At 64.3% G+C, this 24,183-nt stretch carries 24 protein-coding genes; 22 read left to right on the top strand and 2 right to left on the bottom strand.

The features are described from left to right. Window positions 1-63: 63 nt before the first annotated feature. The 4 genes from B5E66_RS04290 (at window position 64) to B5E66_RS04275 (ending at window position 3,533) form a co-directional block, all read left to right on the top strand. Entirely contained in the window at window positions 64-1,131 is a 1,068-nt protein-coding gene (locus tag B5E66_RS04290) for an ABC transporter substrate-binding protein (RefSeq protein ID WP_087229113.1), read from the top strand. Window positions 1,132-1,251: 120 nt separating this feature from the next. Next, window positions 1,252-2,019 carry an ABC transporter permease gene (locus tag B5E66_RS04285; protein WP_087229110.1) on the top strand — a complete coding sequence of 256 codons (768 nt, stop codon included), beginning with the start codon at window positions 1,252-1,254 and terminating at the stop codon, window positions 2,017-2,019. Beyond that, window positions 2,016-2,600, top strand: coding sequence for an ABC transporter ATP-binding protein (locus tag B5E66_RS04280; protein WP_087229107.1), 585 nt, complete (start codon window positions 2,016-2,018; stop codon window positions 2,598-2,600). Before B5E66_RS04285 ends, B5E66_RS04280 begins: the two co-directional genes overlap by 4 nt. Window positions 2,601-2,846: 246 nt before the next feature. Continuing rightward, window positions 2,847-3,533: a hypothetical protein gene (locus B5E66_RS04275; RefSeq protein WP_087229104.1), complete on the top strand. Its 687-nt coding sequence runs from the start codon at window positions 2,847-2,849 to the stop codon at window positions 3,531-3,533. A gap of 282 nt (window positions 3,534-3,815) precedes the next feature. Here the strand turns inward: B5E66_RS04275 and hemW are convergent, their stop codons facing one another. Then, complete coding sequence (gene hemW / locus B5E66_RS04270) at window positions 3,816-4,889, bottom strand: radical SAM family heme chaperone HemW (RefSeq protein WP_087229102.1); 1,074 nt, start codon at window positions 4,887-4,889, stop codon at window positions 3,816-3,818. 111 nt (window positions 4,890-5,000) lie between these two features. Between hemW and B5E66_RS04265 the strand changes: the two genes are divergently transcribed. The 17 genes from B5E66_RS04265 (at window position 5,001) to B5E66_RS04190 (ending at window position 20,718) form a co-directional block, all read left to right on the top strand. After that, window positions 5,001-5,711, top strand: coding sequence for a Bax inhibitor-1/YccA family protein (locus B5E66_RS04265; RefSeq protein ID WP_087229099.1), 711 nt, complete (start codon window positions 5,001-5,003; stop codon window positions 5,709-5,711). Window positions 5,712-5,991: 280 nt separating this feature from the next. Beyond that, window positions 5,992-6,705, top strand: coding sequence for a CpsB/CapC family capsule biosynthesis tyrosine phosphatase (locus tag B5E66_RS04260; protein ID WP_087229097.1), 714 nt, complete (start codon window positions 5,992-5,994; stop codon window positions 6,703-6,705). Beyond that, complete coding sequence (locus B5E66_RS04255) at window positions 6,702-7,703, top strand: LCP family protein (RefSeq protein ID WP_087229094.1); 1,002 nt, start codon at window positions 6,702-6,704, stop codon at window positions 7,701-7,703. Before B5E66_RS04260 ends, B5E66_RS04255 begins: the two co-directional genes overlap by 4 nt. Window positions 7,704-7,723: 20 nt before the next feature. After that, window positions 7,724-8,503 (top strand): YveK family protein, encoded by a 780-nt coding sequence (locus tag B5E66_RS04250; protein WP_087229091.1) that lies wholly within the window; start codon window positions 7,724-7,726, stop codon window positions 8,501-8,503. Continuing rightward, window positions 8,500-9,228: a CpsD/CapB family tyrosine-protein kinase gene (locus B5E66_RS04245; protein WP_158098326.1), complete on the top strand. Its 729-nt coding sequence runs from the start codon at window positions 8,500-8,502 to the stop codon at window positions 9,226-9,228. Before B5E66_RS04250 ends, B5E66_RS04245 begins: the two co-directional genes overlap by 4 nt. Window position 9,229: 1 nt before the next feature. Further along, the gene (locus B5E66_RS04240) at window positions 9,230-9,958 is read left to right on the top strand and encodes a hypothetical protein (RefSeq protein WP_087229085.1); all 729 of its coding nucleotides are present in this window, start codon (window positions 9,230-9,232) and stop codon (window positions 9,956-9,958) included. 95 nt (window positions 9,959-10,053) lie between these two features. Beyond that, a complete protein-coding gene (locus B5E66_RS04235; RefSeq protein ID WP_087229082.1) occupies window positions 10,054-10,728 on the top strand; it encodes a sugar transferase in 675 nt (224 codons plus the stop codon). Between the two features lie 74 nt (window positions 10,729-10,802). Then, window positions 10,803-11,954, top strand: coding sequence for a glycosyltransferase (locus B5E66_RS04230; RefSeq protein ID WP_087229079.1), 1,152 nt, complete (start codon window positions 10,803-10,805; stop codon window positions 11,952-11,954). After that, entirely contained in the window at window positions 11,936-12,790 is an 855-nt protein-coding gene (locus B5E66_RS04225; protein WP_158098325.1) for a 6-hydroxymethylpterin diphosphokinase MptE-like protein, read from the top strand. Before B5E66_RS04230 ends, B5E66_RS04225 begins: the two co-directional genes overlap by 19 nt. Next, a complete protein-coding gene (locus tag B5E66_RS04220; protein WP_087229073.1) occupies window positions 12,787-13,458 on the top strand; it encodes an acylneuraminate cytidylyltransferase family protein in 672 nt (223 codons plus the stop codon). Before B5E66_RS04225 ends, B5E66_RS04220 begins: the two co-directional genes overlap by 4 nt. 2 nt (window positions 13,459-13,460) lie before the next feature. After that, window positions 13,461-14,648: a glycosyltransferase family 4 protein gene (locus B5E66_RS04215; RefSeq protein ID WP_087229070.1), complete on the top strand. Its 1,188-nt coding sequence runs from the start codon at window positions 13,461-13,463 to the stop codon at window positions 14,646-14,648. Beyond that, window positions 14,645-15,523 (top strand): hypothetical protein, encoded by an 879-nt coding sequence (locus B5E66_RS13090; protein ID WP_158098324.1) that lies wholly within the window; start codon window positions 14,645-14,647, stop codon window positions 15,521-15,523. The genes B5E66_RS04215 and B5E66_RS13090 overlap by 4 nt, the downstream gene beginning before the upstream one ends. A gap of 41 nt (window positions 15,524-15,564) precedes the next feature. Next, entirely contained in the window at window positions 15,565-16,836 is a 1,272-nt protein-coding gene (locus tag B5E66_RS04210) for an O-antigen polymerase (protein WP_242958085.1), read from the top strand. Then, window positions 16,821-18,224 (top strand): lipopolysaccharide biosynthesis protein, encoded by a 1,404-nt coding sequence (locus B5E66_RS04205; RefSeq protein ID WP_087229064.1) that lies wholly within the window; start codon window positions 16,821-16,823, stop codon window positions 18,222-18,224. Before B5E66_RS04210 ends, B5E66_RS04205 begins: the two co-directional genes overlap by 16 nt. A 258-nt stretch (window positions 18,225-18,482) precedes the next feature. Then, window positions 18,483-19,091, top strand: a complete 609-nt coding sequence (locus B5E66_RS04200; protein WP_087229061.1) for a helix-turn-helix domain-containing protein — start codon at window positions 18,483-18,485, stop codon at window positions 19,089-19,091. Beyond that, window positions 19,037-19,792, top strand: a complete 756-nt coding sequence (locus B5E66_RS13550) for a TetR/AcrR family transcriptional regulator (protein WP_087229058.1) — start codon at window positions 19,037-19,039, stop codon at window positions 19,790-19,792. Before B5E66_RS04200 ends, B5E66_RS13550 begins: the two co-directional genes overlap by 55 nt. After that, complete coding sequence (locus B5E66_RS04190) at window positions 19,789-20,718, top strand: alpha/beta hydrolase (RefSeq protein WP_087229055.1); 930 nt, start codon at window positions 19,789-19,791, stop codon at window positions 20,716-20,718. Before B5E66_RS13550 ends, B5E66_RS04190 begins: the two co-directional genes overlap by 4 nt. A gap of 176 nt (window positions 20,719-20,894) precedes the next feature. Here B5E66_RS04190 and uxaC read toward each other — a convergent pair whose 3' ends face one another. Beyond that, a complete protein-coding gene (uxaC, locus tag B5E66_RS04185; protein ID WP_087229052.1) occupies window positions 20,895-22,328 on the bottom strand; it encodes a glucuronate isomerase in 1,434 nt (477 codons plus the stop codon). A 319-nt stretch (window positions 22,329-22,647) separates the two neighbouring features. On the opposite strand from uxaC, the gene B5E66_RS04180 reads away from it, so the two are divergent. Then, complete coding sequence (locus B5E66_RS04180; protein WP_087229049.1) at window positions 22,648-24,162, top strand: tagaturonate reductase; 1,515 nt, start codon at window positions 22,648-22,650, stop codon at window positions 24,160-24,162. Window positions 24,163-24,183 lie beyond the last annotated feature (21 nt).

Below are 24,183 nucleotides of genomic sequence, written 5' to 3'. Positions count from 1 at the left end.
AATCCCCGGGCTTCCGGCGCGTCCCGTCGTGCCGGCCGTCCCAAGGAAAGAAGGAACCAGATCATGAAAAGAATCGTTTCCCTGTTGCTTTCTGCGGCCATGCTGCTGGGCCTGGCCGCCTGCGGCGGATCTTCCGGCGCAGTGTCTTCCGGTGCGGCGTCCAGCCAGGCCGCGCCGGCCCCGTCCAGCCAGGCGGTTTCCCCGGAGGCCGCATCCAGCCAGGCGGCCCAGCCGCTGACGGCCCAGACGGTGCGCATCGCCGGCCTGAAGGGCCCCACCACCATGGGCCTTGTCAATCTGCTGCCCATGGAGGAGGCGGGCACAGCCGCTCTGGACTATGACCTGCAGCTCTACGGCGCCGCTGACGAGATCGTCCCGCTGCTGACCAAGGGTGAACTGGATATGGCGGCCATCCCCGCCAACCTGGCCGCCACCCTCTACCAAAAGACCGAGGGCGCCATCCAGGTGATGGCGGTCAACACCCTGGGGGTGCTGTATGTGGTGGAAAAGGGCGATACCATCCACTCGGTGGCTGACCTGGCCGGGCGCACCATCCTGTCCACCGGCAAAGGCACCACCCCTGAATATGTGCTGCGCTACCTGCTGGAGCAGAACGGCCTGGACCCTGACACCGACGTGACCATCGAATTTTACAGCGAGGCCACCGAAGTGACCGCCCAGATGGCGGTGGCGGAGGACGCCGTCGCGGTGCTGCCCCAGCCCTATGTCACCAGCGCCTCGATGCAGGACGATACTCTGCGGGTGGCTCTGGACCTGACAGAGGAGTGGGACAAGGTGTGCGACACCCAGCTGATCACCGGCGTGACGGTGGTGCGCACTGCGTTTGCGCAGGAGCACCCCGATGTGGTCGCGGCCTTCCTGGAGGAATACGCGGCCAGCGTGGACGCCGCCAACAACGACCTGGACGGCACCGCTGCCCTCTGTGAGGAGCAGGGCGTGGTGGCCAAGGCGGCCATCGCCAAAGCGGCCCTGCCCGCCTGCAACATCGTCTGCATCACCGGCGACGAGATGCAGGCCGATGTGGAGGGCTACCTGCAGGTGCTCTACGACGCTGACCCCGCCTCGGTGGGCGGCGCCATGCCCGACCAGGGTTTCTACTGGCTGGGCTGAGACCGGCCTGAACCCCGGCAAATCCCATCCGGCCTGGATGCGCCCTGCGTCCGGGCCGGATTTTTGCTTTACACGGGCGGGCCTTTTGGTTTATACTGCACTGGAAAAGGAGGTGCTGGGGTGAAAACGAAAAAGAGATCCTGGCTGGCCCGGCTGGCTGCGGTGGCTTTCTGGCTGGCGCTGTGGCAGTGGGCCGCGGCGGCGGTGGGACAGGAGGTGTTCCTGGTGTCCCCGGTACGGGCCCTGTCTACCCTGGTGGGGCTGCTGCCCACAGGGGCGTTCTGGGGACGGGTGGCCTTCAGCAGCGGGCGCATCCTGCTGGGGTTTGGACTGGGGTGCCTGTGCAGCGCGGCTCTGGCGGTGGCCGCCCGGCTGTCCGGCGCCGTGGAGGTGCTGCTGGAGCCCATCATCCAGCTGGTCAAGGCCACCCCGGTGGCCAGCTTTGTGATCCTGGCCCTGGTGTGGGTGCGGGGCCGGGAACTGAGCATCCTGATCAGTTTCCTGATGGCGGTGCCGGTCCTGTACAGCGCCCTGCGCACCGGCATGGCCAGCGCGGATGCCCAGCTGCTGGAGATGGCCCGGGTGTTCCGGCTGCCCTGGGGCCGCAGGCTGCGGGCCATCTGGCTGCCCGCCGTGCTGCCCGCCTTCCGGGAAGGGTGCCGCACCGCCCTGGGCCTGTGCTGGAAAAGCGGTGTGGCCGCCGAAGTGATCGGTCTGCCCGACGGCAGCATCGGGGATGCGCTGTACAGGGCCAAGATCACCCTTTCCACCGGGGAACTGTTTGCCTGGACCTTTGTCATCATATGCCTGTCCGCCGCTTTTGAAAAGGGATTTCTGGCCCTGTTGGGGGCGGCGGTGCGCCGGGTCTGCGGGGAGGAACAGCCATGAGCCTGCGTGTAGAAAACCTGACCAAAGCCTTTGGGGAGCATCTGCTGTTCCGGCAGCTGCGTTTTACGATCGACGGGCCTGCGGTGCTGTGGGCGCCCAGCGGCTGGGGCAAAACCACCCTGCTGCGGATCCTGATGGGGCTGGAACAGCCCGACAGCGGACGGGCCGACGGGGTGGGGCGGGTGGCCGCCGTCTTTCAGGAGGACCGCCTCTGCCCCCAGCTGACGGCGGTGGACAACGTTCTGCTGGTTTTGCCCGACGGCAGGGCGCAGCGGCAGGACGTGCAGGCGGATTTTGCCTTTTTGGGGATGGAAGAGGAGGCCCTGACCCTGCCCGCGTCCCGGCTGTCCGGAGGGCAGAAGCGGAGGGCCGCCCTGCTGCGCGCCCTGTGGGCCAGAGCGGACACCCGCCTATTCGATGAGCCCTTTACCGGCCTGGACCCCGCCGCTATAGAAAAGGCCGCGGATCTGCTGGTCCGCCGCTGTGCAGGCGCGCCCGCCCTGCTGGCCACCCATGACCGCGCCGCCATCCAGGCTCTGGGCTGGCCGGTGCTCCGCCTGGATGAGCTGGCCGGCCGGTGAGATCGAGCCCTTCACGACACAAAAAGCGCACGCGAAAACGTGCGCTTTTCGTTTGCCCCAAACTCCTCCTGCTTTCGAGGTTAGATACTCTAAACTAAAGAAAATAAAGAAAAAATGGGAAAATTTGAAATTGGGTCTTGACACCGGGGGGGGGTATGTTATGATAGGCACACAAAGGAAAGGACCTTCCTTTGAACCTGTTTTGGGTCTCTATCTTTTATACACCATAAGGAGGAAAAATTCATTATGAAACTCAAGAAGATTGCTTCTCTGGCGCTGGCCGGCATCATGGCCGTCAGCATGCTCACCGCTTGCGGTGAGGGCGGCAACAGCGGCAATACTGAGCCTGAGAATCCCGTTACTCCGGCTTCTAATGCTGTGAACTACGCAAACCAGACGCTTAATTCCGTTTCTAAAGATTATATGGAATATGTGAGTGCAAGCTGGCTGGACGAAGCACTGGAGAAAACTGCGACAAATAAGGGTGATTTCTCCGCGGTCGAGATTAAGGATGTTTTTGAGAACAATAAGCAGTTTAGTCTTTGGGATGACTCTTGGGAAAACACCATGGCCGAAAAGATCGTTGATTCCATGAGCGGAAAAGAAGCTTATACTAAGAATAACTATAAACTTCATAGCTTTGGCATGATGCCCGCTAATAAGACTGATAAGACTATTGTCTGGGTTGAGACTGTTTCTGGTGCTCTGGATGAGAGAATGGCAGTTACAAGCGTGGCTAATACGATGAGCGACTGGATGGTAAATGACGGCGGCGCTGTTCCTACTTTGGATTCTGATAAGTATGATTGCACTTACGATTTGGCTATTAGCGCTGTGAAAGTAACCAACAGTAGCCTGACTGTTGAGAGCGCTTGGGTTGTTGCAATCGCCGTGACACAGAATGTCACTGAGGCTGCTAACGCTCTGGCCTAAATTTTACTTATAACACCCCCGGGGCACCATACCGGGAGATGATATAAGGGGCGGGCAGGTGCCAGAGACCACCTGCACGCTCGGGTAAAACACCCATCCGATGTGGCGGCAAAGAGGAATAGAACCATATTCCTTCTGTTGTTGATCGCACCAAAACAAAAGAACTTTTGCGTCACGAAAGATAGGGTCCCTCTGCGGGGGTCGGCCATTTGGCCGGCCCCCGCATTGTTTTGCGTGCGGGCGGCGCAAAAAAGCCCCCGCCATCCCTTGCGGGGGCGGGGGTCAGATCAGCTCTTCCAGGATGCTGTTCTGGACGATCATGCCCAGCGGGGTCAGTGTCAGACGGCGGGGGGTCAAAGTCAGATAGCCCGCCTGTGCGCACCGCTCCAGGAAGGCCAGCTGGTGCGGGGTGAAGGCCGCGCCGCCGCGCCGCCGGTATTCTGCCAGGTCCAGGCCGGTGGAAAGCCGCAGCTGCAGGATCAGGTAATCCTCGGCGCCGCACCCGCCGTCGGGGACAGGGTCCGCGCCGGCGATGAAAGCGGCGGTGTCGGCAGGGTAGAAAAAGCGCTTGCCCCCAAGGCAGCTGTGGGCCGCCGGCCCCAGACCCAGGTAATCTTCGCAGTCCCAATAGAGGCGGTTGTGCCTGCCCTCAAAACCGGGGCGGGCAAAGCTGGAGATCTCGTATTGGCGGTAGCCGGCCCGGGCCAGCTGCTCCACCGCATAGAGGTAAAAACCGGCGGCCTGGTCGGGGTCCGGCAGGCCCGCAGGGGGACGGCGGCCAAAAGCGGACCCCGGCTCGATCTTGAGCAGGTACGCCGAGATATGCCCGGCGCCGCCCTGCCGGATCAGCTCGAGCGTCTCGTCGAACTCGGCCCGGGTGTAATGGGGCAAGGCCAGCATGATGTCCCCGCTGATGTTCGCAAACCCGGCCTGCCGGGCCAGGGCAAACGCCTGGCGGGCCTGGGCGGCGGTGTGAGGCCGGCCCAGGGTGCGCAGCTGGCTGTCCCGGGCCGACTGCACCCCGATGGAGAGCCGGTTCACGCCGGCGGCCCGGTATCCCTGCAAAGAGGCCAGGGTCACCGTCTCGGGATTGGCTTCCAGGGTGATCTCGGCGCCGGGTTTGGGCGCCGCAGCCTGGATCAGGCGCGCACACTGGGCAGGCGTCAGCAGGCTGGGGGTGCCGCCCCCAAAATACAGGGTGTCGGGCCGGCCGGGCAGGACGTGGCGGCCCAGAGCGGCCACAAGGGCGTCGATGTAGGCGTCCGGCACCCCGCGCCAGGCCCCTGCGGCGTAAAAATCGCAGTAGCGGCAGCGGGAAAAGCAGTAGGGAATATGATAATAGAGTCCAAAAGACAAAATCAGTCACAGCCTTTTCATGAATCGTTCATTTCTATATAGTATACTAAAACCATCAGAGCGGGGCAATAGGCCGTGACACCCCCGCCTGGCGGAAAAGGAGTGTCTGTTATGAATTATTACAACAATGATTACGACCGCGGCTACACCGAGTCGATGATGTCTGCGGCTGACTATATGGCCCGGACCTACCGCTGGATGGCCTGCGGCTTGATCGTGACCTTTGCGGTGGCCTTCCTGACGGCCACTACGCCTCTGCTCTATGTGGCCAGCTCCCTGTATCTGGTGCTGACCATCGCAGAGCTGGCGCTGGTGTTCTTCCTCAGCGCCCGGATCCAGCAGATGTCGGTGGGGACGGCACGGGCGGTCTTCTTCGCCTATTCGGCCCTCAACGGCATGGTGCTCAGTTTCTATTTCGTGGCCTTCTCGGTGGGCACCCTGGTGATGGCTTTCCTGGCTACGGCGGTCTACTTCGGCCTGATGGCCTTCTATGGCCACACCACCAACCGGGATCTCACCAGCTGGGGCCCCAAGCTGATGATGGGCCTGATCGCCATGATCATCACCGGCCTGGTGGGCACCCTGTTCGGATTTGGCATTGGCGCGTCGCTGCTGTACAGCGGCATCGGCCTGGTGGTGTTCATGCTGCTGACCGCGTATGACACCCAGAAGCTGCACCAGATGTACGCTTACTACGCCGCCGACAGCGAACTGGCCGAAAAGGCCAGCGTCTACGGGGCTCTGACCCTCTATCTGGACTTCATCAACATCTTCCTGTTTGTGGTCCGTCTGCTGGGCCTGAGCAGCCACAGCCGCGACTGAGCCTGCGCCCCAGGGAGGCCCCTGCCTCCTGAACGAGTTTCATGATCCCTCTGGTTCCTCCTCAACCAGTCCCTCTGCCTGTGAAGAACAGGCGGAGGGTTTTTTGTGTCCCGACCGTACGTGCGCCGTACGGCCGGGACTTTTCTTTTGCCGGTCCTTGGCCGCACATCCCGGCGGCCCGCTGCATAGGAAGGGGATGTAGAGGGATTGCACGCCGGGACGGTATGTTCCGGAGCTCTGACACATACAATGGCAGAGACTCGAAAGGAGGCTGGCTGCTGTGACAGACCTGCATGCCCACCTGCTGCCCGCCATGGATGACGGCAGCCCCGACGTCAAAACATCGGTGGCCATGCTGCGCCGTTTGCAGGCCCAGAAGGTCACGGCCGTCTGCGCGACGCCCCACTATTACCGGCGTCAGAACGCTCCCGCAGCCTTCTGCCTGCGCCGGGCCGAAGCTCTGGGCCGGCTGCTGGCCGCCGCGCCTCCGGGCCTGCCCCGGGTGATGCTGGGGGCGGAGGTGGCCTATTTCCCCCAGATGGAACAGCAGCCTCTGGGTCTGCTGTGTGTGGAGGGCACCCGCACGCTGCTGCTGGAGATGCCCTTTGCGGACTGGACCGACCTGCAGGTGGAGACGGTCACGACCCTGGCGCTGGATTGCCGGTACGATGTGGTGCTTGCCCATCCGGAGCGGTTCTGCTTCAGCCAGGGCAACCGGCGGCAGCTGGCCCGGCTGGCGGCGCTGCCCGTCGGTTTGCAGGTGAACGCCGACAGCCTTCTGCGCCGCCCGCTCCGGGGCCTGGCGCTGGAACTGCTGCGGGGCGCGGCCATCCCCCTGTTGGGCAGCGACTGCCATGACCTGGCCCGCCGCCCGCCCCGTCTGGAGGAGGCAAGGACCGTGATCCGGCGGAGGCTGGGTCCGGACTTCCTGGCCCGGATGGACCGGCAGGCCGCCCGCCTGACCCGGCCGCGCCCCGGGGAGGCCGCCTTATGAGGGCCCCGGTGCAGATCACCCGGCGGCAGGTGCTCAAGGGGACGGCAGCGCTGGCAGCCTTTGGGGCAGGGGTAGCCCTGCTGCGCCGATGGGAACAGCGTCCGATCCCGCCCGGCCCGGAGACATCGGGGGACGCCGGCGTGCCGTCCTCGCAGCCCGCCTGCAAAAAGCGGGTCTGGGACGGCAGGACCTACCGCCAAAAGAGCGATGTGGAGAGCTATCTCTTTCTCGGCATCGATGTGATGGGCCCCGCCACAGGGGCGGACAGCTACATTGCCGGAGGGCAGGCCGACACCCAGATCCTGCTGGTGCTGGACCATCAGGCCCGGACCTGGCAGCTGCTGCAGATCAATCGGGACAGTATGGTGGAAGTGCCGGTGCTGGGCATGATGGGCCGATCCCCCTACACGGTGGTGCAGCAGATCGCCCTGGCCCACGCCTATGGGAACGGCCTGGAGGAGAGCTGTGAGAACAGCGCCGCCGCCGTCTCGATGATGCTGGAGGATCAGCCCATCGACGGCTATTTCGCCATGAATATGGGGGGCGTGGAGGTGCTGGTGGACCAGATCGGCGGGGTGACCCTGACGGTCCAGTCCGACTTTTCCGCCGTGGACCCCACCCTGACCGAGGGCGAGACGCTGACACTGGACGGCCGGCAGGCCCTGGCCTATGTCCGCACCCGCAAGGACGTGGACGACCAGACCAACCTGGCCCGGATGGAGCGGCAGCGGCAGTTCCTGGCTGCACTGGAACAAAAGGCCCGCACGCTGGACGCGGATCTTGCAGCCCGCGTATGGCAGGCCCTGGCCGACTATGTGGTCACCGATATCCCCAGCGGTACGGCGGCCCGGGCGGCCCAGTGCCTGCGGGACTATACCCGGCTGCCCCTGCTGACCATCGCGGGGGAAAACCGGGTGGAAGACGGCTACTGGGCCTATTACCTGGACCAGGACAGTTTGCAGCAGGTGATCCTGCAGCTTTTTTACACCGAGATATAAGGTAGGATAGGAGCGCTGTTATGGAGAACCAACCCCACAGCCAGGCCGCGGCGGCCTGGCAGCCCGGCCGCCCGGCGGAGGACGGCGTCGATCTGGTGGAGATCTTCTACCTGCTCTGGGGGCAGGGTCGGCAGATCCTGGCCTGCCTTGCGGCGGGAGCCCTGCTGGCTCTGTGCGCCACCCGGCTTCTGGTCACACCCCTCTATCAGGCGGTGTCCAGCATCTACATCGTGTCGGCTTCCAACAACTCTGTGGTCAACCTCAGCGACCTGCAGATCGGCTCCCAGCTGACTGCGGATTACCAGGAACTGATGCGCAGCCGCCCCCTGCTGGAGGACGTGATCCGGCGTCTCGAACTGGACACCACCCCCCAGCGGCTGGCCCGGCAGATCCGGATCACCAACGCTGCCAACACCCGTATCCTGAAGGTGACCGTCACCAGCCCCGACCCGCAGATGGCCGCCCGGATCGCAAACCAGCTGGTGGACCTGGCCCGGGTATACCTGCCCGAAGTCATGGAGACCGACCAGCCCAACCTGGTGGAGACGGCGGTGGCACCCCAGCGGCCCTCCAGCCCCAGCTACGCCTTCAACGGAGCGTTGGGAGGTCTGGCCGGGGCAGTCCTCTGCTGCGGGGTGCTGCTGTGCCGCCGCCTGCTCAACGATACCTTCGTCACCCCGGAGGAGGTGGCGGGCAGCCTGGGGCTGCAGCCCCTGGCCACCATCCCCGAGGCCCAGCCCGAAGGCGGGGCCGGGTGGCCCGGCCGCACCCTGCCCAGATGGAGGAAAGACCAGTCATGAAGACCCTTGTGATCGACCAGATGCCCCAGCTGCCCTTCCAGGTGTCCGAGGCCATCAACCAGCTGCGGATCAACCTGGGGTTCTGCGGCAGCCAGATCAAGACCATCATGATCACCAGCAGCGTGCCCAACGAGGGCAAGAGCTTCCTGACCATCCAGCTATGGAAGCGGATGGCCGAGGTGGGCACCCCGGTGCTGCTCCTGGACTGCGACTTCCGCAACTCCGAGATGCGCCGTAAATACGGAATCCGCAGCACGGACGGCGGCAAGCTGCTGGGTGCGGCTCACTGCCTGGCGGGCCAGGCCCAGCTGGAAGATGTGATTTACAGCACCAATATTCCCCAGGGTTATATGATCCCGGTGGCGTCCACCATCGCAAACCCCACCATCCTGCTCGAGAGCCCCCGCTTTGCCCGGATGCTGGAGGACTGCGCCGGACGGTTCGGGTGCGTGCTGGTGGATACACCTCCTCTGGGCAGCGTGGCCGACGGTCTGAACATCGCCCGCTACTGCGATGGCAGCGTCCTGGTGGTGCGCTGCGGATCCACCCCCCGCCGCCTGGTGCACAATTCGGTGCAGCTGCTGGGCCGCACCGGCAAGCCTCTGCTGGGGGTGGCCCTCAACCGGGCCAATGCCGGCGGCGGGGCAGGGGGCTATTACTACCGCTATTATGGCGGCAGCTACGACCATACCCACGATACAAACGGCAAAGAGGGAGGCAAATGATATGAAACGAATGGTCAAAAGGGTGGCCAGCGTGTCTCTGGCGGCGGCTGTGGCCGCGACGGCGGGCAGTCAGGCTTTGGCGGTGGGCTGGCAGCCCAGCCGCACCCAGAACGAGGTGGAGGTGGTGGAGAGCGTCGTCTCCACCGGCATCGGGGCGCAGGTGGCAGTCACCGCGGGACCCAGCATCAACCCCGCCACCGGCAGCATCCTGCAGGTGCAGCAGTCCCAGAATGCGGTGATCCAGGTGACGCCGGTGTCCCAGACCCTGGCGGTCAACAACGCCATCAACGCCGCCAACCCCGGCCTGTCTGCCGGGCAGCTGTCCGCAAACCCCACCGCCAGCGGCCTGAGCTATGCGGCCAACGGCCAGCTGAACAACCTCTACAACCTGGTCAATGCGGCCACCTCGGTGGGGGCTCTGCTGGCGGCCAACGCCCCTGCGGCTGCGGCCAACTTCACCCAGGTGGCGGGCGCCCCGGCGGACGCCTATACCCCTCTGGCCCTGTATGACATAGGGGTCTCGGCGGGGGCGGAGAGGATCATCGCCCAGGGCGGCAATGCCACCATCCCCCTGTCGGTCCCCGGGGTGACCAACGGGGCCCTGGTGGTGGCGGTCTGCTGGGACCGGGCAGGCAACTCCCGGGTGGTGCCGGCGGCCGTGGCGGGCAGCGTGGTCTATCTGAACGTGATCACCTCCGGCCCGGTGATGATCCTGGTGCGCGCCCGGTAACACCGGAAGGCCGAGGGCCGCTTTTTTCGCCGGCAAGGGGAGGAAGGCGGCCCTTTATCGCAGGAAAGGGGCGCTGTGTATGAAGGGGTAGAGAGATGAGGCCGGCGGCAGCCCGGCCGCCCCGGAACGGTTGGCTGGACCGGCGGCAGGTGCAGCAGGGCCGGCGGCTGTACCGTGCGGCCCGGCGCTTCCAGGATGTCCTGCTGGCGGGAGCGGCCCTGGCGGTCCTGTGGCCTGCCATGGCGGCGGTGGCCCTGGCGGTCTGGCTGGACAGTCCGGGCGGCAGCCCTTTCTTTGTGCAGCAGCGGGTGGGGCAGAACGGCCGGCTGTTCCGGCTGTACAAATTCCGCACCATGGTGCCCGATGCCGAGGCACGCCTGGAACAGGTGCTGCCCTGCAATGAGATGGACGGCCCGGTCTTCAAGATGCAGCGGGACCCCCGGGTCACCCGGCTGGGACGGTGGCTGCGCCGGGCCGGCATCGACGAACTGCCCCAGCTGCTCAACGTGCTGAAAGGGGAAATGAGCCTGGTGGGCCCCCGGCCGGCCCTGCCCCGGGAGGCAGACCGGTACACCCCCTATCAGCGCCAGCGGCTGTACGTCAAGCCGGGGCTGACCTGTCTGTGGCAGGTGCAGCCCGACCGCAACCAGATCCCCTTTGACCGGTGGGTGGAGCTGGACCTGGAGTACATCCGGCGGCGCAGCCTGCGGCTGGACTGGGTCCTGATCTTCAAGACCTTCGGGGCGGTGGGGCGGATGTACGGCGCATAAGACCGGCAAAGAGAGGAAAGGGGAGGGCATCTTATGAACGTTCGGATTCCGCAAAGGTCCGCAGGAGGCCTGGCATGAAGGGGGCGGGACAGCCGGTGCGGGTGGCCCATGTGATCGGCAAGCTGAGCGCGGCCGGGGTGGAGACGGTGGTGAGCAACTACTACCAGCACATCGACCGCAGCCGCTACCAGTTCGATTTCTACATCGATGCCGACTCGGTGATCCCGCCTTCCCGCCGCCTGATGGAGCTGGGGGCGAGGTACTTTGTCATCCCGCCCTACCAGCAGCTGCCCCGGTACATGGCGGCCCTGGCCGGGCATTTCCGGGCGGAGGGCTACCAAATCGTCCATGCGGGGATGAACAGCCTGTCGGTGTTCGCCCTGGGTGCGGCCTGGGCGGCCGGGGTGCCGGTGCGCATCTGCCACAGCCACAGCACCTCGGCCCCGGGCGAGCCGGCCAGGAACCTTCTCAAAACCCTGCTGCGGCCCTGGGCGGGGGTGTTCGCCACCCACCGGTGCGCCTGTTCGGCCCACGCGGGGGCATGGCTGTTTGGCCGGCGGGCCATGGCCCGGGGAGAGGTGACCATCCTGCCCAACGGCATCGACTGCGGACGCTTTGGCTACTGCCCGGAGCTGCGCGCCGCCTGTCGGCGCCGGCTGGGCCTGCAGGACCGGTTCGTGGTGGGACACATCGGGCGGTTCTGTCCACAGAAAAACCACGGCTTTCTGCTGGAACTCTTTGGCCGGCTGTGCCGGGAGGAGCCTTCGGCGGTGCTGCTGCTGGCCGGGACCGGGTCGCTGGAGGGGGAGATCCGCCGCAGGGTCCGGGCCGCCGGGCTGGAGGAACGGGTGCGCTTTCTGGGGGTGGTGGAGGATACGGCGCCTCTCTACCAGGCCATGGACTGCTTTGTGCTGCCCTCCCGGTATGAGGGGCTGCCAGTGGTGGCGGTGGAGGCCCAGACCGCCGGCCTGCCCTGCGTCTTTTCGGAGGGGGTGCCCTGGGAGGCCGACATCCTGCCGGCCGTGCGGCGGCTGCCTTTGGCGGCCCCGGTCTGGGCCTGGGCCCGGGCGGTGGCCGGGTGCAGGAGCCTGCCCCGGCAGGACGGCAGGGCCCGGGTGGCCGCGGCAGGGTTCGACATCGCGCAGGATGCCGGGCTGCTGGAACGCTTTTACGACGCCTGCATCCGGAACGAAGGAGGAGATGCCCTGTGGACCCCATCCGTCTGAAACTGGCCCTGAAACGCCGGCCCGCCGTGGACGCCGCGCTGCGCAGCGCGGCCTGGCCTGTCCTGCAGGCCCAGCGCCTGGGTGCGGCCTGGGCGGCCTGGCGCCGGGGCCGGGGCGCTTACGACCCGGAATTCGCCTGGCTGCCGCCCTTGCAGGGCAAGTACCGGGGCCGCAGCTGCTTTGTGGTGGGCACCGGTCCCAGTCTCTGCCTGGAGGACCTGGAACGGATCCGCCCGGCCTATTCCTTTGGGGTGAACGCCGCCGTGCTGGCCCTGGGCCAGACCGGGTGGCGGCCCGACTTCTATCTGATCCAGGACGAATACGTCTACCAGCGCCTGGAAGCGGCGCTGGCCCTGGCGGCGTCCTCCTGCCAGCTGAAAGCGGTGTGGGTGGGGCAGAACATCGCCCGCCGCTTTCCGCTGCCGGTGGGGTATAAAACCTACCCGCTCCACCTGCTGGACCACAGGCTGCTGCACCGGCGGGGCTGGGGGACGTTCCGCTGTTCAGCCGACTGTTACCGCTGCGTCTACGACGGCTATTCGGTGGTGTTCTCGGCGCTGCAGCTGGCCGCTTACCTGGGCTTTGGACCCATCTTTCTGCTGGGGTGCGACTGCGACTATGCCCAGCCCCGGACCCACTTTATCCCCTGCGGCATCCCCCAGCCCAGGGACAGCGGGCAGCGGATCATCCAGGGACACCGCGCCTTCCGGGCGTTTGCCCGGCAGCGGGGGCTCCGGGTGTACAACTGCACCCGGGGCGGCGCGCTGGAAGTCTACCCCCGCATCCCGCTGGAACAAGCCGTCCGGCACGCCGCCAGGGAGGGGCGAAAACCATGAAAACTGCCTGTTTTATCCCCATCAAGGCCCACTCCCGGCGGGTGCCCGAAAAGAACCTGCGCCTGCTGTGCGGCCGCAAACTGTACGAGTACATCTGCATCCACGCCAGGCAGGCGGACGTCTTTGACGGGCTGTATGTGGATACCGACAGCCCCGAGGTGGCCGAGTATGCCCGGTCCATGGGCTTTACGGTGATCCCCCGGGCGGCGGAACTGGCCCGGGACGACGCCAACGGCAACGACCTGCTGGTGCATCACTGGCAGCTGTACCCGGAATATGACTGCTATTTCCAGCTGTTTGCCACGGCGCCCTTTTTGCAGCCGGAGGCCATCCGGGCCTGCGTGGGGCGGCTGGAGAGCGACGGGGGCTGCGATTCCTGCTTCACGGCGGTGCGGCGGCAGGGCTTTTACTGGATGGGCGGCACGCCGGTCAATTACCGCCCCGGCATCCTGCCCCGCAGCCAGGACCTGGCTCCCCTGCTGGAGGAGACCACCGGGCTGTACGGCATCCGCCGCCAGGCGCTGGCAAAGTACCGCTGCCGCATCGGGCGGCGGCCCTATGCGCATCTGGTGGACCGGTATCAGGCGGTGGACATCAACACCGAGGAGGACCTGCGGGAGGCCGGCTGGGTGGGCCGGACCATCTACCGCTTGGGAGGGGAGGGATAGGGATGCGCCTGCTGTACGTCCACGGGGGCTCCCGCTGGAAGTTTGACACCGAGGGCGGACTCTACACCGACACCAGCTCCAACCAGGACGTATGGGACCGGTATCTGCGCTGCGGCAGCCTGACGGTGGTGCTGCGGCGGGACCCCGGCGTCTACCCGCCCCAGACGGCGGCGGCCCGGTTCAACGCCTTTGACCGATCCCGGGCAGACTGGGTGGCCCTGCCCGACCTGTACCGCCCGGCATCGCATTGGTTTTGCCCCCGGCTGCGCTGGCAGGTGGAAAGGGAGATCGCCCGGCAGGTGCGCCTGGCCGACCGGGTGATCGTGCGGGGCCCGGGGAACGTCTATGCCGACACCGCCCTGCGGTGGGCGCGCCGCTGCCGCAAGCCCTGTCTGATCGAGGTGACCGGCCTGGTCTGGGAGGGAGCCTGGTACCACGGGCCGGCGGGCAAGCTGGCCGCCCCCTGGCGGGAACTGCAATGCAGGCGCAGCCTGCGGCAGGCCGATTGGGCGGTGTATGTGACCCGGCGGGCCCTCCAGAAGCGGTATCCCACGGCGGGGGCCAGCATCGGCTGTTCGGACGTGGAACTGACCGGCCTGGACCCCCGGGTGCTGAGCAGCCGGCTGCGGCGCACTTCGGCCCAAAGCGGGCCTTTGGTGATCGGGACGGCAGCCTCTCTGGACAACGGCGGAAAGGGCCAGAAGGTGGTGATCCGCGCCCTGGGGCTGCTGCGCCGGCAGGGCTGGCCGCCCATAGAGTACCGGCTGGCGGGGGGCGGGGACGGCAGGAAACTGCTGGCCTGTGCGGAAAGGTGGGGCGTCCGGCAGCAGGTGAAGCTGTCAGGATGCATCCGTCACGACGCCATGCGGCAGTGGTACGACCAGCTGGACGTCTATATCCATCCCAGCTATGGCGAAGGGCTGAGCCGGGCCATCCTGGAGGCCATGGCCCGGGCCTGCCCGGTGCTCTCCACGGCGGTGGGAGGCGCCGGGGAGCTGACGGACCCCGGCTGCCTGTTTGAGCCGGGGGACTTCCGCCAGGCCGCCCGGCTGCTGCAGAAGATGAGCAGCCCCGCAGTCAGGCAGGCACAGGCCATGGCCTGCTTTGCCCGGGCCCAGGACTATGCCAAGGCCCGGCTGGATCCGCTGCGGGAAGCCTTTTACCTGGCCTTTATGCAGGAGGGAACATGAAACGGACGCTGGTCCTCATCGACGACCTCTATTACCAGTACGGGCTGCGGGGCAAAGAGGAAGCGAGGATCCTGTGTTTGCCCATGCTGCGTCCGGCGCGGCCCGGCCTGGCCGTCCGGGCGGCCCGCAAGCTGGAACTGTCCGTCCGGGCGCCCTGGGCGGACCGCTGGCTGGCCCCCTGGATGGAGCGGATCGGGGAATGCAGCCAGGTGATCCTGGCCGACGCGGGCAACAGCTTTGCGGTGGCGGGCCTGATCCGCGAACGCTGGCCCCAAAAACGGCTGATCCTGTGGTACCGCAACCTGGTGCAGGCGTCCCAGCCTCCCGGTCAGGCTCCGCCCGGCTGCGAGGTGTGGTCCTTTGACCCGGGGGACTGCCGGGCCTATGGCCTTGGGTACAACCCCCAGTTCTATGTGCCCAGCCCCGCCTGCCGTGCCGGGGCGTCCGGGCCATGGGACGCCTTTTTTGTGGGGCGGGACAAAGGGCGGCGGCAGCTGCTGGCCCGGATGGAGGCGGCCCTGCAGGCCCAGGGGTGCAGCACCCGGTTCTGCATCGCGGGGGTGAACAGCCCCCGGCTGACCTACGCCCAGGTGCTGCAGGGGATCGCGGGCTGCCGGGTACTGGTGGACTGCAAGTGCAGCGGCCAGCAGGGGATGACCCTGCGTCCGCTGGAGGCGCTGTTCTACGGCAAAAAGCTGCTGACCAACGACAGCCGGCTGGCGGGGGAGGCGTTTTACCACCCCGACAATATCTTTATCTGGGGGCAGGACGACCCGGCCCGGCTGGGCAGCTTCCTGCACAGCGCCTGCCGTCCGGTCCGTCCGGCCATCCTGGCACAGTACGGGCTGGAGCGGTGGGTGGAGCGGTTTGGATGACCGCCGCCGGGGCGGGATGGGGAGGGGATAGGGTGGTTTATATGTTGCTGGCAGCGCTGGTCCCCCTGGGACTGCTGGGCTATTGGGCCTGCGGCAGGGATCTGTTTGCCCCGGGCATGATGCTGGTGCTGGTGACGGCTTTCACCACGGGATGCGCGCTGTACAATATGCCCCTGTGGCAGTTCGAGCTCTCGGGCTGGACGGTGTGGCTGCTGGTCAGCACCCTGGCCGTGGGGGTGGTGCTCAACGGACTGGTGCACGCCTGTGCCCGGCGGGTGCGCATCATCCCCTGGCAGGGGCAGAGCCGGCCCATCCCTGCCGGGGCCTCCTGGGCCGTGCTGGCCGTACTGGCGGTGGTGGCGGGGATCATGCTGAGCCAGATCCGTCAGATCGCCGGCACCGGCTTTTTTGTCGAGGTGATGGTGCGGTTCCGGACCCGCAATTCCTACGGCACCGACCTGGCCGACCAGCTGCCCCTGTGGGTGCGCCAGCTGCTCAGCCTGGCGGCGGTGCTGGAGGTGCTGTACCTGTTCAACCTGTTCAAGCACGGCAAGCGGATGGGCCGGCTGGACCGGGCGCTCAACCTGGGGGTGGTGGCCCTGGCTACCCTGGTCAGTCTCCTGACGGGAGGTCGCTTTTCGGCCATGACCGCCCTGGTGGCCGCCTTTGTGCTGTGGTATATGCTGGGGCCGGACGGGCCGCGGGCGCTGCGCCCCGGTCGGATGGTTCAGGCGGCCCTGGTGGCTTTGGGGGCGCTGTACCTGTTCTACGGGGTCAGGGTCTTTGTGGGCCGCCAGTCGGAGCAGGGGATGCTGGAATACATCACACACTATGCGGGGGGCAGCCTGCCCGGGCTGGACCTCTATTTCAAGGACCCGCCGCCTCCCTCGGACATCTGGGGCAAGGAGACCTTCTACTCCCTCAACCAGGGCCTGCGCAAGCTGGGGCTTCTGGAGATCCCCTATTATCTGGTCCACCATGAGTTCCGCCGCAGCGGGGGCGGCTCGATCGGCAACGTCTACACCGCGCTGCGGGATTACCACTACGACTTTGGACTGGTGGGGATGTACCTGCTGCACATCGTGTTCGTGCTGTTCTTCTCGGTCTTTTACGAGTACCAGAAACGGCGCCGCTCCGACCTCGGGCTGATCGTGCTGGCCATGATGTACTACGCGCTGGCCTTTTACATGATCTCCAATTTCTTCTACGCCAATCTGGTGTCCTTCGGGTTCGCCATCCGGCTGGGAATGACGGCGGCGCTGTATCTGCCGCTGATGGGCAAAAGGAGAGGCCGGCCATGGACCGCAGGCTGAGGCGGAACGTATGCTTTGTCCTGCTGGGGCAGGGAGCGGCCCTGGCGGCGGGCGGGGTGGGCAGCCTGGTGCTGCCCAAAGCCCTGGGGGCGGAAGCGTTCAGCTATTGGCAGCTGTTCCTGTTCCATGCGTCCTACCTGCCCTGTCTGGCTCTGGGCCTGAACGACGGGGTCTATCTGCGCTATGGCGGCTGCGACCGGGCCCGGCTGGATCTGGCGGCACTGAAAAGCCAGCTGGCGGCAGGGCTGCTGGCCCAGGGCTGCGCGGCCGCCGCGGCAGGCGGGTGCGCCCTGGCCCTGCTGCGCGATCCCTGGCGCAAAGGGATGGCCGCTGCGGCGCTGGTCTACTATCTGCTGTACACCTGTCACAATTTTTTGGGCTATCTGTTCCAGGCCTGCGGGGAGGCGGAGGTCTGGGCCAAATCCCTGCTGCTGGACCGCGGCCTCTGCCTGGCCGCGCTGGGGGCGCTGCTGGCTTTGGGCCGCGCCGGGCTGTGGCAGCTGCTGGGATGCTACCTGGCGGCCCAGGGCTGCGCGGCCCTTTATCTGATTGGGCGGATGGGACCGGCCTTTGTCCGGGCGAAATGCAGCCTGGCCGTGGGCCGGGCCGAATGGCGGCGCAGCGTCCGGGCAGGCTGGAGCCTGATGCTGGCCAATCTCTGCTCGATGCTGGTGCTGGGCGCAGGCCGGCAGGTGGCAGACCTGCGGTGGGGGGTGCAGGCCTTTGGGCAGCTGTCCTTTGCCCTCAGCCTGGTGAATGCCGGACTGGCTTTTCTGGCCCAAGTGGGGCTGGTGCTGTTCCCGGCGCTGCGGCGGATGGAGGCGGAAGGGTGCGCGGCCGCCTTCCGGCGGATGCAGAAACGACTGTTCCTGCTGCTGCCGGCAGTCTACATTCTGTATTTTCCCTGCGCATTTTTCCTAAAACGGTGGCTCCCGGACTATGCGGCCAGCCTTGCCTGCCTGCCCGCCCTCATGCCCATATGCTATTTTGATTGCCAGATGCATCTGGTGGGGGCCACCTTCCTCAAGGTGCTCGGCCGGCAGGACCAGCTGCTGTGGATCAACCTGACCGCTGTGGGTGTGTGCATCCTGTGCAGTCTGGCGGCGGCCTGGGGCCTGGACAGCGTCTATGGAGTGGCCTGCGGCATGAGTCTGGCATCGGCCTGCCGCTGCCTCCTGGCCCAGCGGGCCCTGCGCAAAGCGCTGGGCGGCCCCGCCCGGGGCCTGTGGGACGCGGGTCTGGCTGCGGCGTTTGTAGCTCTGGCGGGCCGCGCCCCCTGGCAGCTGACGGCGCCGGTGCTGGCGGCGTGCCTGGCCGCCCGCTGGGTCTGGGCAGTAGAAAAAGCGCCTCCGAAATGGTATACTGAAAAAAAGGAGGCGGACGGATGAACGGGTTTTTGCTGCTGGTGCCATTTTTTGCGATCCGGTTTGGGGTGCTGGCCCGAAAGGGGCGGCAGGCCATAGGGTGATCCTGGCCGAGGAGAGGGAGTGCCTGGTGCGGTTCGGCGCGGCCTACCGGGACTATATGCAGAGGGTCAGGCGCTATTTGTGAGGTCTACGCAGCGCAGAGTTCCGCTTATCTACGCAGCGTGTGTTGCAAAACAGGCCGTCCGTTCGGTAAAATGGAGGCAGAAAGGAGGTGGAGCGATGGACCAGGTGAAGATCGGCAGATTCATCGCGGAACAGCGAAAGGCCCGACAGCTCACCCAGCGCCAGCTGGCCGGAGAGCTGGACATCAGCGACAAGACGATCAGCAAATGGGAGACCGGCAAGGGCCTGCCGGAAGTCTCCTTGATGCTGCCCCTGTGCCAGGCGCTGCACATCACCGTCAATGACCTGTTGTCGGGGGAGAAGGTGCAGCCCGCAGATTACCAAAAGAAAGCGGAGGAAAATATGATGGATCTCATGAAGGAAAATCAGGAAAACAAAAAGTATATGGTCCTGACGGTCATCTGTGGAACGATCACCGTGATCGCAGTGGTCTCGCTGGTGACCCTGGCGTCGTACATCCAGATGCCCGCGGCGGTCCGGGTGGCTCTGGTGGTACTGGCGGTGGCGACAGCAGTAGCCGGGATAGGCGCCGCCGCCGTGCTGGATGTCCGGGCGGGCTACTACGAGTGCCCTGACTGCGGGGCGCTGTTCGTCCCCAGCTTGCGGGATTATGTGAAGGGCTATCATACCCTTACCAGGCGCAGGCTGCAATGCCCCGTCTGCGGCAAGACCGGTATGTGCCGCCGCCGCGTTGTGCGGAAGTAAGGGAAGCTTTGCGGCGGCGATGGGCTGAAACGGAAAAACGGGAAAGGGACGGGTCCCTTTCCCGTTTTTTGATTCGGCTGGAGCAATTGCATCGGCTTTGTACCAGTGGAGCCTTCGGATATTGCGCTTGGGTGCGCGCTTTGGTACACTTGTCCTGGAGCCGCAGGATAGGAGGCAAAGGAATGAAAAGGACCCACCCAACCAATGCGTTTGTCTGCGAATGCATCACGCAGTCTCTGTTCCGTCTGATGAAAAGAAAAACGTATCATAAGATCACTGTGACCGACCTGGTGCGTGAAGCCGGCGTCAGCCGCAACTCCTTTTACCGGAATTATCAAAGCATCGAGGAGATCATCCGCCAGTTTCTGGAGGAAAGAACTTCCCGGTGGTGGGATGGATTGATCGCCTGCCCGGACCGCTACCCGCACGTGATCTCGGAAATGTTCCAGCATTTTCTGGACATGAGGGAGGAGATCGAACTGCTCTATCGCACAGGCCTTTCCCATCTGCTGATGGAGCATATCGTCCGGTGCGGAAAGCAGAGCCGGACCGGCGAATGGAAAAACACCTATCAAACCGCCTTTCTGTCCGGCGCGCTGTGCGGGCTGGTAAATGAATGGGTGCTGCAGGGGATGAAAGACAGCCCGGAGAAGATGGAGCAAATCTTTTTGAAACAGGAAACGGAGAACGGCGACCCATGAACAAAACACTGAAAACGATCGGTATCATTGCTTTGATCCTGACGGCCGGTGGCCTTGCGGTGCCCAAGCTGCTGGAGAGCCGTCCCGCTGCGCCTGCCGACTATACGCAGAAAACCGAGACCGCCGGACCTGTTGAGGCAAAATATATGGGAAAAGGCGGCCATGAAGTGTCGGTCTATCAGGAACCCGTGCTGCAAGGATTTTCCAGGTACACCATCTGCTATCCGTCCGACCTGGAGACAACGGATGAAACATACCCTGTGATCGTCCTCTGCAATGGCAGCGGGACGCCGGTTTCAAAGTATCTTTCGGTGCCGGAACATTTTGCTTCGTGGGGCTTTATCGTGATAGGGACGGAAGAAGCGTATGACTGGAATGGCTTTGGTGCGGAGATGTGCATCCGGCATTTGCAGAAACTCAACGACAACGAAAGGATCGGAGAGAACGAAAACAGATTCTATCAGAAGGTGGATTTTGAAAAGGTGGGCATTGTTGGCCACTCGCAGGGCGGCGTCGGCGTGTTCAATGCCATCACGGAGCAAAGGCACGGAAATCTATACAAGGCTGCCGTAAGTCTGTCTCCCACCAACAAAAAACTGGCGCATGATCTGGAATGGGACTATGACGCCGCGCAGATCGATACGCCTGTCCTGTTGCTTTCCGGCGCAGGCGGCGGCGATGACTGGGTGGTGACGGGAGAGCAGCTGGAAGAAATCTACAACGATGTGAGCGGCAGCAAAGTCATGCTGCGAAGAAAGGATACCCCGCATGGCGAAATGCTGTATGCTGCGAATGGCTATGTGACAGCCTGGTTTATGTACTGGCTGCAGGCCGATCGGGAAGCGGGAAAAGCCTTTTGGGGAGATGCGTCCGAAATCGCGGCGAATCCGCTGTATCAGGATCCGAAAATCAGGCTGGCGGAATAAGGCCCGCCTTTGCCGGGCGCGCATCGGAAGGGAGACAAAAGGCGGGGAGGCTGCAAAGGGCCTCCCCGCTTTTTTATTTATCCTTTGTCAAAGTTGGCTGCAAAAGGGGAAAGATATATAAAAGCCCTCCCGCCGGTACGGGCGGAAGGGCTTATAAGTACCTTGAGGCGCGGGGTTTACAGGCCGAAGTACCGCTTGGCGTTGTCGAAGCAGATGCCCTTGACGATCTTCTCCAGGGCCTTCTCGTCAGCGGGATATTCGCCGTCCTCGACCCACTGGCCGATCAGGTTGCACATGATGCGGCGGAAGTAGTCGTGGCGGGTGTAGCTGAGGAAGCTGCGGCTGTCGGTCAGCATACCGATGAAGTTGCCCAGCAGGCCCAGGTTGGCCAGGGACTTCATCTGGTTCTCCATGCCCACCTTCTGGTCGCAGAACCACCATGCAGAGCCGGCCTGGATCTTGCCGGGGATCTCATCGTTCTGGAAGCAGCCGCAGATGGTGCCGATCTGCTCGTTGTCGATGGGATTCAGGCTGTAGATGATGGTCTTGGGGCACTCGTCGGTGTCGTTCAGGGCGCTGAGCAGGGCTGCGATGTTGCCGCCGCAGGTGTTCTGGTTGATCATGTCAAAGCCGGTGTCGGGGCCCAGCAGAGCGTTCATCTTGCGGTTGACGCCGCGCAGGCAGGAATAGTGCAGCTGCATGGCCACGCCGTGCTTGTGGTACAGGCGGCCCAGATGGATCAGGATGGCGGTCTGGTACTTTTCGGCCTCCTCGGTGGTGACGGCTTCGCCGGCCATGGCTTTCTTGTAAATGGCGTCCACTTCCTCCAGGGTGGCCTCACGGTAGGGCACATAGTCCAGACCGTGGTCGGAAGCGCGGCAGCCCATCTTGACAAAGAACTCCAGCCGCTCGGTCAGGGCGTCCATGACGCAGTGGATGCAGGCCAGTTTTTCCTTGCCCACGCTCTTGGCCAGCTGGCCCATGTACTCCGCAAAGCCGGGCTTGTTGATGTTGATGGCTTTATCGGGACGGAAGGAAGGAGCCACCGTGAACTTGATGGTGGGGTCGTTCTTGATCTTCTCGTGCCACTCCAGGCTGTCGATGGGGTCGTCGGTGGTGCCGATGAACGCCACGTTGGACTGCTCGATCAGGCCGCGGACGGTCAGCTTGGGATCGTTCTGCAGCTTGTCGTTGCACAGGTTCCAGACTTCTTCGGCGGTGTCCCCGTTCAGCACGCCGTCATAACCAAAGAAGGTGTGCAGCTCGAGGTTGGTCCAGTGGTACATGGGGTTGCCGATGGCCATGGGCAGGGCCTCGGCAAACTTCTGGAAGCGCTCGCGGTCGGGCTTGTCCCCGGTGATGTATTCTTCGGGCACACCGTTGGAGCGCATCACGCGCCATTTGTAGTGGTCGCCAAAATAGCTGCCGTCGGGATTGCGGCCGCCCAGCCATACCTGGGTGATGTTTTCGAACTTGCGGTTCTCGTAGATCTCACGGGGCGGGATATGGCAGTGATAGTCGCAGATGGGCATCCCGGCCGCGTAATCGTGGTACAGGTGCTGGGCCGTGGGCGACTGAAGCATGAAGTCTTTATCCATAAATGCTTTCATGGTTGGATACTCCTTTTCTCCGCTTGTTTGCAGCGCGTGTTTCGGGTGTGCCTCTGTCCGCAGAGCATATGGACAGAATCTCACTTATGTATAGTATACCTTAAAAGGGCAATTGTATACAACTGAAAAATTGCCGAAATTTCCTAGAATTGATTGTGTAAACCGCCGGAATTTGTGAATAGGGCCTGTTTTCAACGGAAAATCTGCAAGAAAGGGCTTGACTTATTTGTATACAAGAGCTTAAAATGAAACAAGGAACCCCGGCGGCAAACCGGCCTGCCGGCGCTGGCTAGAGTACGTTGTAAAAGGAGATCTTGAGATGGAAACGTTGAATTATAAGGTGCTGGAGCAGTCCGGCTACAAGGGGTATGTGCTGAAGGACGCCCCCGTCAAGGTGATGCAGTTTGGCGAAGGCAACTTCCTGCGGGCGTTTGTGGACTACTTCTTTGATATCGCCAACGAGAAGGCGGGCTGGAACGGCAAGGTCAGCCTGGTGCAGCCCATCGGCAATTTCCCCCAGATGGCAGACTGGATCAACGCCCAGGAGGGCCTGTACACCTTGTATCTGCGGGGCAGCGACAAGGGCCAGAAGGTGGATGACAAGCGGGTGATCTCCTGCGTGGCCAACTGCGTGTGCCCTTACAGCGAAGGCAAGTGGGACGAGGTGCTGGCCCTGGCAGCCAGCCCCGCATTGGAGATCATCGCCTCCAACACCACCGAGGCGGGCATCGCCTATACAAAAGGGGACAGCGCATTTGACCAGGTGCCCCCCAACAGCTTCCCGGCCAAGCTGACCCGGGTGCTGTACGAGCGCTACAAAGCGTTTGACGGCGCGGCGGACAAGGGCCTGGTGATCCTGTCCTGCGAGTTGATCGACAACAACGGCAAGGAACTGCAGAAGTGCTGCAACAGCTATGCCGCCGACTGGGGCCTGGAGCAGGGCTTTATCGACTGGATGAACACCGCCAACACCTTCTGCTCCACCCTGGTGGACCGCATCGTGCCCGGCCGCATCCGCGATCCCCAGGAGCTGGCCGCCCTGGAGGAGGCCAACGGCTACCACGACCAGGTGCTGGACGTGGGCGAAGTGTTCGGCGTGTGGGTCATCGAGGGTCCGGCCTGGCTGGAGGACAAGCTGCCGTTCAAGAAGGCCGGCGTCAACGTGATGGTGGTGCCTGACGTCACCCCCTACAAGAAGCGCAAGGTGCGCATCCTGAACGGCGCCCATACCGGCTTTGTCCTGGGCGCATACCTGGCGGGCTATGACATCGTGCGGGACTGCATGCACAACGATACCATCCGCGAGTTCATGAACAAGATGCTGTATGAGGAAGTCATCCCCACGCTGCCGCTGGACAAGAACGACCTGAAGGAGTTTGCCGCCGCCGTGCAGGACCGCTTCAACAACCCCTTCATCAACCACGAGCTGATGAGCATTTCCCTGAACTCCACCTCCAAGTGGAAGGCCCGCAATATGCCCTCCTTCCTGGAGTATATCAAGGAGACCGGCGCGCTGCCCAAGTGCCTGACCATGAGCCTGGCGGCCTATATCGCTTTCTACTCCAATGACATCCAGGAGCGCGCTGCCGACGGCCTGATCTGCAAGCGCCCCAAGGGCAACACCTACAAGATCCAGGACGACGCATGGGCGCTGGACTTCTACTATGCCCACAAGGATGACACCGCCGCCCAGCTGGTCAAGGCTGTGCTGAGCAACACCCAGATGTGGGACCAGGATCTCAGCGCCATCCCCGGCGTGGAGCAGGCTGTGCTGGCCGACCTGGAGCTGATCCGCACCCAGGGCGCCGAAGCCGCCTACAAGAGCTGCCTGTAAGGCGCTGACTGCATCAACAGA

The sequence above is a fragment of the Faecalibacterium sp. An121 genome (assembly GCF_002160915.1).
Lineage (GTDB): Bacteria > Bacillota > Clostridia > Oscillospirales > Ruminococcaceae > Faecalibacterium > Faecalibacterium avium.
This window is presented reverse-complemented; position numbering and strand designations above follow the sequence as displayed.

What these genes read in the sequence shown, in the direction of transcription:
- B5E66_RS04290 (WP_087229113.1), top strand. Translation starts at nt 64, where the DNA reads ATGAAAAGAATCGTTTCCCTGTTGCTTTCTGCGGCCATGCTGCTGGGC.
- B5E66_RS04280 (WP_087229107.1), top strand. Translation starts at nt 2,016, where the DNA reads ATGAGCCTGCGTGTAGAAAACCTGACCAAAGCCTTTGGGGAGCATCTG.
- B5E66_RS04275 (WP_087229104.1), top strand. Translation starts at nt 2,847, where the DNA reads ATGAAACTCAAGAAGATTGCTTCTCTGGCGCTGGCCGGCATCATGGCC.
- B5E66_RS04265 (WP_087229099.1), top strand. Translation starts at nt 5,001, where the DNA reads ATGAATTATTACAACAATGATTACGACCGCGGCTACACCGAGTCGATG.
- B5E66_RS04255 (WP_087229094.1), top strand. Translation starts at nt 6,702, where the DNA reads ATGAGGGCCCCGGTGCAGATCACCCGGCGGCAGGTGCTCAAGGGGACG.
- B5E66_RS04250 (WP_087229091.1), top strand. Translation starts at nt 7,724, where the DNA reads ATGGAGAACCAACCCCACAGCCAGGCCGCGGCGGCCTGGCAGCCCGGC.
- B5E66_RS04245 (WP_158098326.1), top strand. Translation starts at nt 8,500, where the DNA reads ATGAAGACCCTTGTGATCGACCAGATGCCCCAGCTGCCCTTCCAGGTG.
- B5E66_RS04240 (WP_087229085.1), top strand. Translation starts at nt 9,230, where the DNA reads ATGAAACGAATGGTCAAAAGGGTGGCCAGCGTGTCTCTGGCGGCGGCT.
- B5E66_RS04235 (WP_087229082.1), top strand. Translation starts at nt 10,054, where the DNA reads ATGAGGCCGGCGGCAGCCCGGCCGCCCCGGAACGGTTGGCTGGACCGG.
- B5E66_RS04230 (WP_087229079.1), top strand. Translation starts at nt 10,803, where the DNA reads ATGAAGGGGGCGGGACAGCCGGTGCGGGTGGCCCATGTGATCGGCAAG.
- B5E66_RS04220 (WP_087229073.1), top strand. Translation starts at nt 12,787, where the DNA reads ATGAAAACTGCCTGTTTTATCCCCATCAAGGCCCACTCCCGGCGGGTG.
- B5E66_RS04215 (WP_087229070.1), top strand. Translation starts at nt 13,461, where the DNA reads ATGCGCCTGCTGTACGTCCACGGGGGCTCCCGCTGGAAGTTTGACACC.
- B5E66_RS13090 (WP_158098324.1), top strand. Translation starts at nt 14,645, where the DNA reads ATGAAACGGACGCTGGTCCTCATCGACGACCTCTATTACCAGTACGGG.
- B5E66_RS04210 (WP_242958085.1), top strand. Translation starts at nt 15,565, where the DNA reads ATGTTGCTGGCAGCGCTGGTCCCCCTGGGACTGCTGGGCTATTGGGCC.
- B5E66_RS04205 (WP_087229064.1), top strand. Translation starts at nt 16,821, where the DNA reads ATGGACCGCAGGCTGAGGCGGAACGTATGCTTTGTCCTGCTGGGGCAG.
- B5E66_RS04200 (WP_087229061.1), top strand. Translation starts at nt 18,483, where the DNA reads ATGGACCAGGTGAAGATCGGCAGATTCATCGCGGAACAGCGAAAGGCC.
- B5E66_RS13550 (WP_087229058.1), top strand. Translation starts at nt 19,037, where the DNA reads ATGCCCCGTCTGCGGCAAGACCGGTATGTGCCGCCGCCGCGTTGTGCG.
- B5E66_RS04190 (WP_087229055.1), top strand. Translation starts at nt 19,789, where the DNA reads ATGAACAAAACACTGAAAACGATCGGTATCATTGCTTTGATCCTGACG.
- uxaC (WP_087229052.1), bottom strand. Translation starts at nt 22,328, where the DNA reads ATGAAAGCATTTATGGATAAAGACTTCATGCTTCAGTCGCCCACGGCC.
- B5E66_RS04180 (WP_087229049.1), top strand. Translation starts at nt 22,648, where the DNA reads ATGGAAACGTTGAATTATAAGGTGCTGGAGCAGTCCGGCTACAAGGGG.